We start from the raw sequence: 10677 nt of genomic DNA, 5'->3' as shown, positions 1-10677 counted from the left end.
CCGCAATCTCTGCGTGTGTCGTTTGACTTACATGATATCGGCCCGAAAGTGACCATTTACTACGATGGCATTTTGCCTGACCTATTTCGCGAGGGGCAAGGGATCGTGGCGCAAGGCGTACTAAAAAACGCGACCACCATTGAGGCGTTTGAAGTGTTAGCGAAGCACGACGAAGAGTACATGCCGCCTGAAGTGGCCGAAGCGATGAAGAAGACCCACGAACCGCTTCAGTACACTCAAGAGCAAAAACAAGGAAGTGACCAATGATTGCTGAGATTGGCCATTTTGCGCTGATTATTTCTCTCGCCATGGCAGTGCTCTTGAGCATTTTGCCACTGGTCGGTGCATCGCGTAACAATACGCTTTTGATGAACACTGCAAGACCGCTCTCTTGGGGGATGTTCTTGCTGCTGTTGGTGTCGTTTGCCATCTTGTTGTGGGCGTTTTATACCAACGACTTCACCTTGAACTATGTGGCAAGTAACTCCAACACGCAATTGCCTTGGTACTATCGACTGACCGCGGTTTGGGGTGCCCATGAAGGCTCATTGCTGCTGTGGGTTCTTATCCAAGCGGGTTGGACGGTTGCGGTGGCAAGCTTTAGTCGAGGCATGCCACAAGAGTCGGTCGCACGCGTACTGGCGGTGATGGGTCTGATCACGGTCGGCTTTTTGTTGTTTATCATCGTCACCTCGAATCCGTTTTTACGTACTTTGCCGTACTTCCCGGTCGATGGCCGCGATTTAAACCCGTTACTGCAAGACCCGGGGTTGATCATTCACCCACCCATGCTCTACATGGGGTACGTAGGCTTTTCGGTTGCTTTCTCATTTGCGATCGCCTCGCTGATGACCGGTCGACTTGATACAGCATGGGCGCGTTGGTCTCGTCCTTGGACAACCGCCGCTTGGCTTTTCCTCACTCTGGGTATTGCGTTAGGCTCATGGTGGGCTTACTACGAGTTAGGTTGGGGAGGCTGGTGGTTCTGGGATCCAGTTGAAAACGCCTCTTTCATGCCTTGGCTTGCCGGTACAGCGCTGATGCACTCACTCGCTGTGACCGAAAAACGCGGCACGTTCAAAGCGTGGACCGTGCTACTGGCCATATCGGCATTCTCGCTCAGCTTATTGGGCACCTTCTTAGTGCGCTCCGGCATTCTGGTCTCGGTGCATGCTTTCGCTTCCGATCCTTCGCGTGGGATGTTTATCCTTGGCTTCTTGGTGTTTGTCATCGGCGGCTCACTGCTTCTGTTTGCGCTCAAAGGCGCGTCGGTTCGTGTGCGTGGCAACTTCGAGTTGGTATCACGCGAAAATGCGCTGTTGGTCAATAACGTGTTGCTGATTGCGGCGTTAGTCGTGGTGTTGGTTGGGACTTTATTACCTCTGGTGCACAAGCAAATCGGGTTAGGCTCTGTCTCCATTGGTGCGCCATTCTTTGACATGCTGTTTGCCTGGTTGATGGTGCCGTTTGCCTTCTTCCTCGGTATTGGACCGCTGATCCGCTGGAAACGCGACAACCTAAAAACCGTCAAAGTGCCGATGCTTATCTCTGGCGTGGCTTCTTTGTTGCTCGCTGCCTTGTTCACTGTGTGGCTAGCCGATCAGTTCTTGGTGATGGCGTATATCGGCTGGGTGATGGCACTGTGGATCATCTTGCTGCATGGGTTTGAGCTCTACCAACGTGCGACGCACCGTCACCCTTTCTGGAGTGGTGTGAAAAAACTTCAGCGCAGTCACTGGGCGATGATGTTGGGCCACATCGGTCTTGCGGTTTCGATTATCGGTATTGCCATGGTGCAAAACTACAGTATCGAACGTGATGTCCGTTTGGCACCTGGCGAGCATTTCCAAATTCAAGGTTATGACTTCTATTTTGAAGGCTTACGAGACAAAGATGGCCCCAACTATGATGGCTATATTGCGGATTTTGAAATTACCCTTAACGGCAAATACATCAATACCTTGCATGCAGAGAAACGCTTCTACCGCACGGCGCGCTCTATGATGACCGAAGCGGCGATCGATCGAGGGATAACGCGCGATCTCTATATTGCGATGGGCGAGCAACTCGACGACAACAAATCGTGGGCCGTACGTATTTACTACAAACCGTTTGTGCGTTGGATTTGGGCGGGGGCTCTGTTGATGTCTCTCGGCGGTGCGATTGCCATCAGCGATAAGCGTTACCGATTTAGAAAGAATACCCAGCAGGAGGCATCATGAGTAAGAAGCTACTGTTTATTCCCTTGGTGGCCTTTTTAGGATTAGTCAGCGTTTTTGCCACCCAGCTCATCAAAAACCAACATGGTGATGATCCCACAAAGTTGGAGTCGGTCTTGGTCGGTAAAACGGTGCCAGAGTTTCGCTTAGAAGATTTAGCGGAACCGGGCAAACTGTACGATCAACAGATTTTTGTTGGCGAGCCTTTGCTACTCAATGTCTGGGCAACGTGGTGCCCTACGTGCTATGCCGAGCATCAGTATCTTAATGAGTTGGCTAGCCAAGGCGTTAAAATCATCGGACTGAACTACAAAGACGATCGCACTAAGGCAGTCGGCTGGCTCAACGACCTCGGTAACCCGTATCTCATCAGCCTGTTTGATGGCAATGGTATGTTGGGCCTAGATCTTGGTGTTTATGGCGCGCCAGAGACGTTCCTCATTGATGCAAATGGCGTGATTCAGTACCGCCATGTGGGTGATGTGAACGCACGCAACTGGGCAGAGAAGCTAGAGCCTATGTACCAACGTATGGTTGAGGAAGCAGTACAATGATTCGAAAGAGCGTTTCCCCCTTTCTGCTTTTAACTTTGATGTTAATGACGGCATTGACGCTCTCAATGGCAGCGAAAGCGGCCATCGAGGTGTATGAATTTGAGACTCTCGAGCAAGAGCAGCAGTTCAAGGAGCTCGGGCACACCTTGCGTTGTCCGAAATGTCAAAACAACACCATTGCGGACTCTAACGCGGAACTTGCGGTCGATTTGCGCCAAAAAGTGTACGAAATGACCAAAGACGGCAAATCGAAGCAAGAGATTGTTGATTACATGATCGCGCGCTACGGCAATTTTGTGACTTACAAACCGCCGTTCACATTGGCCACCTCGATTCTGTGGATTGGCCCGCTGTGTGTGGTGGTGCTGGGCTTTGCGCTGATTGTTCTTCGCAGCAGAAAAAGCAAAGTAAAGAGTGTGCCCGATGAGCAATGGAGCGCCGATAAGGAAGCGCGACTGAAAGCCCTTCTTGATGAACAAAATGATGGAGATAAACACAAATGACACTATTTTGGGTAGCCTCAGTCATTTTAATCGTCATGAGCTGCTTGCTGGTTGCTTTGCCTTTCATTCGACGCACAGAGAACCAAGATGTCCGTCTGCGTGACGAGCTCAATAAAGCGTTTTACAAAGACCGTCTCTCGGAACTTGCTGAAGAAACCGATGAAGGCTTGGTGGAGAACCAACAAGAGCTCATCGACGATCTTAAGCAATCCCTGCTCGATGACATCCCTACCAAAGAGGGGGGCGCTGATAGCGCTACTATCAAGCCGGTCTGGGTGCTAGTGCCATCATTTGCGCTGGTCATTGCGCTCTCTTATGCGATGTATTTCCAGTTTGGTGGAGCCAATCAAGTCAGTGAATGGCAGCAAGTGAGTGCAAACTTGCCTGCGCTATCGAAAAAGCTCATGTCGCCGGAAGGCGCCAGCTTGAGCGACGACGAGATGAAAGACTTAACCTTGGCGTTGAGAACCCGCCTTCATTATCAACCGGATGATTCAACGGGTTGGTTGCTACTCGGTCGTATTGGCCTCGCTAATCGCGATGTAGATACGGCGATCGGTGCGATGAAAAAAGCCTATCGTCTAGAACCCGAGAACACCGATGTTCAACTGGGTTATGCTCAAGCCTTGATGCTCTCTCAAGATGAGTTTGATCAAAACCGTGCTCGTACCTTGCTCTCAGAGTTGGTTCAGCAAGAGTATGTCGACTTGCGTGTGTTCTCTTTGCTCGCGTTTGATGCTTACGAGCGTCAGGACTTCCCAGCGGCGATTCGTTATTGGGGCGTGATGCAGCAGATGATCGGCCCAGAGGATAGTCGCTATGAGATGCTCTCGCGCAGTATTGACAACGCGCGCAAGCAGATGGGGCAAGCGATAGGTAACGGTCAATCTGTGGCGGTGACGATTGCGCTTGACCCTAGTGTACAAGCGGATCCGAATGCTTCGCTGATTGTGTCAGTGCACAGCGCCGATGGCGCGCCTATGCCAGTCGCAGCAGCGCGCTACCCTGTGGGGAGCTTCCCGCGCACTGTGGTGTTGGATGACAGCAACAGCATGTTGGAAGCACGTAAACTCTCATCGCTCGATGCGTTGATGGTGCGTGTGCGCATTGACAGCGATGGCAATGTTGCCACCAAAGCAGGGGACTGGTTTGGCGAGAGCGAAGCGGTTAAGATAGGGGAACCAGTTGAAGTGCTAATAGATAAGCAGTACTAATTCCCAATGCTTATGGATTAACAAAAAGCCGGTCACGACCGGCTTTTTTCATGGAAAGAGATAATAATGATAGATAAAACGTCTCGAACCGGACTGTTACTTTGCTCAGCGTTAGTGATGTCAGGGTGTGCTAGCCAGCCTGATGCTTCCTCGGCTTATGACGACTCTGGTCCGTATGACCCCATCGAAGGGTTTAACCGAACCATGTGGACCCTTAATTACGATTACTTGGATCCTTACTTTGTGCGACCCGTATCGCTCGCCTACGTTGGTTATGTTCCGACGCCGATTCGTTCTGGTATCGGTAACTTCTTAGGCAACTTAGATGAGCCATCTAGCGTGATCAACAACCTTGTTATGGGCAATGGCGAAAAAGCGCTCGACCACTTTAATCGATTCCTGATCAACAGTACGCTGGGTTTGCTGGGTTTGATTGACGTGGCATCTGCGGCGGGTATCACCGACCACAACGAAAAAACGTTCAGTGATGCGGTGGGTCACTACGGGGTCGGCAATGGTCCCTATGTCATGGTGCCGGGGTATGGCCCTTGGACAGTGCGAGAGACCGCCGATTTTGTCGACAGTGCTTACGTACCACTTTCGTTGCTGAATTTTTGGGGCGCGTTAGGCAAATGGGCCCTGGAAGGGATGGAAACCCGTGCAGCGTTGGTGAATCAAGAAGTGATGTTGGAAAACTCTCCTGACCCTTACGCACTGACGCGTGATGCGTATCTTCAACGCCAAGACTTTAACGCCGAGATAGAAAAAGAAGCGTTCAATGAGGAAGAAGAAGCTTATCTTGATGAATATCTACAAGATTTCTGACTACTTGACGTTGAGAAAGTAAAAGGGCTTGGTCACTGACCAAGCCCTCGTCGCATAAAGGCGAAGTATTTAAGGATATGCGTTAGAAGGTGTAGTTCGCTTGTACACCGACGATGATCACGTGCCCTGATGTTTCCCCTACAAACTGTCCAGCCAGTGCTTCCGCGGTGTCATCGGAATCGTAGCCGCGAGATTCGGTGATAGGCGCATCTTTTGCGAACACGTAAGTGAAGCCACCATCTAGCGTGAATTGCTTGGTAAACGCGTAACTGGCGCCAACGCTCAGCCAAGTACGGTCTGTTTCTGGAATAGTAATGGTGCGGTTTTTGTCACTGACCGCTGACATGTCATACGCGACACCCGCTCGTAACGCCAATTTCGGATCCCACTGATAGGTCGTACCCAGCGCAAAGCGGTAGTTGTCTTCCCAATTTTCCACCTTGATGGTCTGCGATGGCAAGGTATCTAAATCGGCGTAAAGTTGCTTGAATGAGCTCCAATCCGTCCAGTTTACACTGGCGTGAATCGCGACTTTTTCAGTCAACTGGTGGAAGCTGGCGAGTTCAGCAGTGGCGGGCAACGTTAAATCAATAGAGCCTGTGCTGGTGGCAATTGCAGTACCAGTAAAGATGTTGGCTGAACCGGTAAGTTTGAGATCGACTGCCGATTTGTAGGCAAAGCCCACACGGTTACGCTCATCGATTTGCCAAGCGGCACCAAGTTGCCAACCCCAAGCAGTGTCATCGCCTTCCATATATTTGAGGGTCGTGCCTTGTGAAAGAGCGTAAGCATTATTTGTTGGCGCCGTTGCGCCAAAGCTTCCTTCACCCATCACGTAACGTAGACCACCACCGATGCTCACCGCATCATTGATTTGATATGCAGCATTCAGGTTGGCTTCCATCGAAATCACACTGGCTTCATTACCAAAGTGAGAAGCGGCGAAATCGGTACCCAGATCAGTCTCCATGCCGTAGTTGGTGCCAAATGCGGCGCCAACAAAGAACTGCTCAGAATACTGGTGAGAAGCGTAAAAGTTAGGGATAACCGCATCGTGAGCAAAGTCTTTACTGTTTGCAGGTATCTCGGTGCCATAAAAATTGGTTGTGCCACTCACATCCACATTCGGGTCCACATACACTGCACCTACAGAGAGCTGTGTCCCTTTTAGGTAAGTCAGCATGGCAGGGTTGCGCCATTGCGCACTGGCGTTGTCTGCCATCGCCGCTTCACCAGCGTACGCTCGACCTAGGCCTGTTGCGGAGTACTCGGCGAGCTGAAAGCCAGCCGCAGACACGTGTGTGGCGCTGGTCATCAGAGTGCCAGCCACTGCAAGAGAAAGAAGTGTTTTATTGGTTTTCATTTTTATGTTCGCTGATTGTCGTTGACTTTGGTCGTGTGATGATAAAGTTAGAGCAATCACTTTAAAAATAAAAAACAAGCTATTGATGGTTTTTAGAATAAAAATCTAACCATAGTAAAATTATATAATTTAAATGTTGTTTGTTAATGGTGTGTTTCTAAATTTGAGCGTACATCTGTAGGGTCAATCGGATAGTTCAGGTTACACGTGTAGCCTGAATAGGAAGTGAAGTGATTGAATACGAAATTAAAAAAGGCCGCGAGGGCGGCCTTTGAAGATATAGAGTGTTCGCTGTGCTTAGAAGCTACGGCTGTATTGTAGACCTAGTAGGATAGCGTCAGCTTTCGTCGTGCCAGTTACTTGTGTATAACCATAACCAGTTGGACTATCGCTGTTAGGTAGAACTAAAGTTTCCTTTACGTCTGTTTCTTTACCCATTAGGTAGGTAAAACCAAAATCAATATTGGAGCTAGAGTCAATATGATACGTGAAGCCTGTTGATAACCATTGTCTATCGGAATCAGGAACTGAAATCGATGTTAGTTCATCTTGAGCACTAGTGTCGTACATATAGCCCGCACGAAGAGTCCAATCAGAGTTAAGGTAATAAGTACCTCCTAAAGCGAAGTGCCAACCATCTTGCCATTTGTAGTCTTTGTTGTAAGTGGTGCTAACACCTGCGAGCTGTGACTGAGATACATCTAGGTTTTCAAAATCAATTTGGTCGAATTTACCCCAACCAATCCACTGCACGCTATAGTGGACAGCGAACTTAGTTTCCTGGATCTTATGGAAACCAGAGAACTCCGCAATATCTGGAAGAGGTAAAGTTACTTCTTGACCGTAGTCATCTTCTGCAGAGAACTCTGGGCTGTAACGGTATGCAAACCCAAATCGATTGTTTTCATCAAGCTCATAAACAGTACCAACGTTAAAGCCTAGCGCCCATCCATCAGCTTTGTCTACGTTGAGTAAGTATGCGGCGCTGTTAGTGCCTGGGACTGCTCTTTTAAATGTACCTTGTCCATAAATGAGGTCCAAGCCAGCACCAAAACTCCACTGATCATTCAGTCTATAGGAACCCGCTAAGCCTAAATTGAAGCTTTTGACATCAGTTAAACCACCGTATTCAGACGCTGCATAGTCGTCAGCAAACTCTGTTTTAGTACCAAAGTTTGTATACGCATTAACGCCCCAAGCGAATTTATCATTTACAGGCACGATCAAGTGGATGTTTGGTGCTATGGATGTGTCTCCAGCATCATCGTAGTTGGCTGATGTTGAGCTGGCTGATAGTGCGCCAGCTGTTGGAGAGTATGCGCCGCTTGTATATGTGGCGTCTTTCACTTCAATCATTGATGTGACGGTCTCGAAGCCCAGCGATAACTCTGTCTTGTCAAATAATGCCATTGTTGCGGAGTTGCGAGACATTGCTGCTGCGTTATCAGCAATAACCGCATCACCTGCGAATGCACGACCAAGGCCGGTCGCTGATTGTGCGTTAAGTTGGAAACCGGCGGCCATCGCTTGCTGTGAAGCCATTGCCGTTGATGCGATAGTCACTGCTAACAGTGATTTTTTAAACAGACGCGTCTTGTTCATTTGTGCTTTTTCCTTTTTGTTCGTCTCTTTCGGACGTTATATTTGAGCAAAAGCTCAGTGGTGGCTGATCCTAGAGGCAATTATAGGAGATACATATCCGACCATTGCGTAGTTGGCAGATAAAATTAGCGAAATGACGGTTATCTGGCAGGAAAATCCTACAAAATGACTGTTTTTAGAGTGTAAGCTCTAATTTTATGCTAAAAAAATGGCCCGAGAGGGAATCTCGGGCCATGATCTTGCTCACAAAATGTTATCAGGTTGTTAACTCATCGGTTTGATGATATCCATCAAGGTTTGCGCGATGTTCGCCACATCTTCGCCTTTGTCTCCAACCAGAATCAGGCTGTTGTTGCCAATCGGTTCAACAATGCCCGCCATGCCTTGTTTTTCAAAGGCAAAGGCTTTGTCACTGGCGATACCGGTTAAGAACAGCGTCACTTTGCCTTGCGTCCCTTTAAAGACCATATGCACCGCATTGGAGTCGCCAAAGCCACAGTGGTTAAGATAGTAGACATGGTAAGGGAACTGCTCAATCAAGTGTTTTTTAAACGGCACCATTTTGGCGTTGATTTGCGACGATTGGACTTGTTCATCCAACACAAACACGAAGCCTTTTTCATCAAACACATGTTGAATGGCGGTGTCCGCTAAATTGGCGTTCGCGGGTGATACCACTAAATTGCCCCAGTTGACTTGGCCAACCAGCAGACCAGCGACAAAGGCGACCGAAGCTGCCATTGCCATGGCACGTTTAACGAATGTCGGGCGAACGACATTGTCTTCTTTGATTGCCGCGGATTGATTAAACAAAATGCGGTCAGCGAGCCCATCGGGTACATCGACCTTCATGGCATTGGCAATGAGGGTATCGAGCTCAAGAATATCGTCGGCAAACTTGGCATTCTTGCTGTCGGCTTTGATCGCTTCGTTGATTTGTGAGTCACGCTGTTTTGGGTCGGACATAATACGACGACGGAATTCTAACTCATCCATTTTTTTGCCCCCTTGCGCTGTCATCAGAATCTAACATCTCTTTAAGTTGGTTACGCGCTCGAAAAAGCCGTGTCATGACGGTGTTTTTGTTCAAAGACAAAATCTCGCCTATCTCTTCACCACTGAACCCTCCTACCACTTGGAGGAAGAGGGGCTCACGGTATTCTTCTTCTAGCTTCATGATTTGCGCTTGGATCCACTGGGTTTGATGATGTGGGTCATCGCTCACTTTGGCTTCGCCGCTGTAATCATCGATATCCACGAGATCAAACTGCTTACGCTCAAAACGACGCGCGTTCTCACGGCGCAAGATGGTGATCAGCCAAGACTTGGCGGCTTTTTCATCTTGCAAACTGTCCAGTGACTTCCAAGCCCTTAGGCAGGTTTCCTGCACCAAATCTTCCGCGATGGTTGGGTCTTTGCAGAGCCAATACGCATAGCGGTAGAGATCTCGGTGATAGGCACGAACCAGCGCTTCATATTTTCTTTGTCTGTCCATATCCGAGTTGACCGGAGTGTCGGACTTTTTCTTTCCAAAAAACGAAATTATTGACACACGAGCCTCCTAGTATGCTCCGTGGTGCTCATTATGGCTGATAAAACCCTCTTTATATATTGAAGCAAAGTGGCGCACAGTGCGATAAAAAGAGAGAAATCCCATTAAAATTGATCTACTTCAAAAAGAGGCAAGCGGCAACAGGTATAGTAACTCCTGTCATCTAGTCGGCATCTGCTGACAAGTTGAGCAAGATGACACTTCCTTTTGAAGGCTGACTTTACTTTCTCCTAATCAGGAAACTGATTATTTTCAATTGGCGTTAGTTAATTGCTTTATACATTCCGACCACACAGTTCTGTGTGGTTTTTTTTTGCCTCGAGAAAATGCCCGGCGCAGCAACGCTGTTCTCCCGTTTAGGCGGCGGTGTTTGATGATCACAGTGTTTGGCAAAAGCCGACAACCTGGATTGTCACCCTACCTTGTCTGATGTTATAAACTGAGGATAAAAGTGATGCATTTGTTGCATTGCCTACAAGGAAAGTTGAGGACCGATGAGAATCTTGATAGTGGAAGATGATCGTTTGATCAGCCAATCATTGGAGCAGCGCTTCACTGATTTAGGTCATGGAGTTGATTGTGCCTACGATGGAAAAGTGGCGTATGCCTTGGTCGCTCACACTCAATACGACTTAATCATCTTGGATTTGAATCTTCCGCATCGTTCTGGAGAAGAGATCACAAAAAAAATTCGCCAACGTTACGATACGCCTATTTTGATACTGACGGCGAGAAACGAGGTGCTCGATAGAATCCAACTGCTTGACTTAGGTGCGGATGATTACCTTTGTAAGCCATTTGACTTGGGTGAACTAGAGGCGCGATGTCGTTCTATTGTGCGCAGG

At 48.6% G+C, this 10677-nt stretch carries 11 protein-coding genes; 7 read left to right on the top strand and 4 right to left on the bottom strand.

Going from position 1 to position 10677, the window contains the following annotated elements; translation table 11 throughout:
* From AC6R1O_RS12465 to AC6R1O_RS12440, 6 genes are all read left to right on the top strand, one after another.
* On the top strand, positions 1-267 hold a 267-nt coding region (locus AC6R1O_RS12465; protein ID WP_500657131.1), incomplete at its 5' end, for a cytochrome c maturation protein CcmE domain-containing protein.
* A complete protein-coding gene (locus AC6R1O_RS12460) occupies positions 264-2222 on the top strand; it encodes a heme lyase CcmF/NrfE family subunit (protein WP_500633242.1) in 1959 nt (652 codons plus the stop codon). The genes AC6R1O_RS12465 and AC6R1O_RS12460, both read left to right, overlap by 4 nt.
* Positions 2219-2773, top strand: coding sequence for a DsbE family thiol:disulfide interchange protein (locus AC6R1O_RS12455; protein ID WP_500631882.1), 555 nt, complete (start codon positions 2219-2221; stop codon positions 2771-2773). Before AC6R1O_RS12460 ends, AC6R1O_RS12455 begins: the two co-directional genes overlap by 4 nt.
* Positions 2770-3276, top strand: coding sequence for a cytochrome c-type biogenesis protein (locus AC6R1O_RS12450; RefSeq protein WP_500633241.1), 507 nt, complete (start codon positions 2770-2772; stop codon positions 3274-3276). Before AC6R1O_RS12455 ends, AC6R1O_RS12450 begins: the two co-directional genes overlap by 4 nt.
* A complete protein-coding gene (ccmI, locus tag AC6R1O_RS12445; protein WP_500633240.1) occupies positions 3273-4490 on the top strand; it encodes a c-type cytochrome biogenesis protein CcmI in 1218 nt (405 codons plus the stop codon). Before AC6R1O_RS12450 ends, ccmI begins: the two co-directional genes overlap by 4 nt.
* A 66-nt stretch (positions 4491-4556) precedes the next feature.
* Positions 4557-5315, top strand: a complete 759-nt coding sequence (locus AC6R1O_RS12440) for an MlaA family lipoprotein (protein ID WP_500633239.1) — start codon at positions 4557-4559, stop codon at positions 5313-5315.
* 82 nt (positions 5316-5397) lie between these two features.
* Here AC6R1O_RS12440 and AC6R1O_RS12435 read toward each other — a convergent pair whose 3' ends face one another.
* The 4 genes from AC6R1O_RS12435 to AC6R1O_RS12420 form a co-directional block, all read right to left on the bottom strand.
* Entirely contained in the window at positions 5398-6678 is a 1281-nt protein-coding gene (locus tag AC6R1O_RS12435; protein ID WP_500633238.1) for an outer membrane protein transport protein, read from the bottom strand.
* A 297-nt stretch (positions 6679-6975) separates the two neighbouring features.
* Positions 6976-8280, bottom strand: a complete 1305-nt coding sequence (locus AC6R1O_RS12430) for an outer membrane protein transport protein (protein WP_500633237.1) — start codon at positions 8278-8280, stop codon at positions 6976-6978.
* Between the two features lie 264 nt (positions 8281-8544).
* A complete protein-coding gene (locus AC6R1O_RS12425) occupies positions 8545-9276 on the bottom strand; it encodes a DUF3379 domain-containing protein (RefSeq protein WP_500638760.1) in 732 nt (243 codons plus the stop codon).
* A complete protein-coding gene (locus AC6R1O_RS12420; protein ID WP_334551485.1) occupies positions 9269-9775 on the bottom strand; it encodes a sigma-70 family RNA polymerase sigma factor in 507 nt (168 codons plus the stop codon). Before AC6R1O_RS12420 ends, AC6R1O_RS12425 begins: the two co-directional genes overlap by 8 nt.
* Before the next feature lie 551 nt (positions 9776-10326).
* Between AC6R1O_RS12420 and AC6R1O_RS12415 the strand changes: the two genes are divergently transcribed.
* Positions 10327-10677, top strand: a 351-nt coding sequence (locus tag AC6R1O_RS12415; RefSeq protein WP_500657130.1) for a response regulator transcription factor, incomplete at its 3' end; no start/stop codon positions are given.

It is taken from the genome of Vibrio sp. R11-SG3-ISO3-SZ, from assembly GCF_059834345.1.
Note: the sequence above shows the minus strand (reverse complement) of the source record. Positions and strands in the feature narration are given on the sequence as shown.

Excerpts from the sequence above, each read along its gene's own strand:
- AC6R1O_RS12430 (WP_500633237.1), bottom strand. The coding sequence starts at position 8,280 with ATGAACAAGACGCGTCTGTTTAAAAAATCACTGTTAGCAGTGACTATC.
- AC6R1O_RS12435 (WP_500633238.1), bottom strand. The coding sequence starts at position 6,678 with ATGAAAACCAATAAAACACTTCTTTCTCTTGCAGTGGCTGGCACTCTG.
- AC6R1O_RS12425 (WP_500638760.1), bottom strand. The coding sequence starts at position 9,276 with ATGGATGAGTTAGAATTCCGTCGTCGTATTATGTCCGACCCAAAACAG.
- ccmI (WP_500633240.1), top strand. The coding sequence starts at position 3,273 with ATGACACTATTTTGGGTAGCCTCAGTCATTTTAATCGTCATGAGCTGC.
- AC6R1O_RS12420 (WP_334551485.1), bottom strand. The coding sequence starts at position 9,775 with ATGGACAGACAAAGAAAATATGAAGCGCTGGTTCGTGCCTATCACCGA.
- AC6R1O_RS12460 (WP_500633242.1), top strand. The coding sequence starts at position 264 with ATGATTGCTGAGATTGGCCATTTTGCGCTGATTATTTCTCTCGCCATG.
- AC6R1O_RS12455 (WP_500631882.1), top strand. The coding sequence starts at position 2,219 with ATGAGTAAGAAGCTACTGTTTATTCCCTTGGTGGCCTTTTTAGGATTA.
- AC6R1O_RS12440 (WP_500633239.1), top strand. The coding sequence starts at position 4,557 with ATGATAGATAAAACGTCTCGAACCGGACTGTTACTTTGCTCAGCGTTA.
- AC6R1O_RS12450 (WP_500633241.1), top strand. The coding sequence starts at position 2,770 with ATGATTCGAAAGAGCGTTTCCCCCTTTCTGCTTTTAACTTTGATGTTA.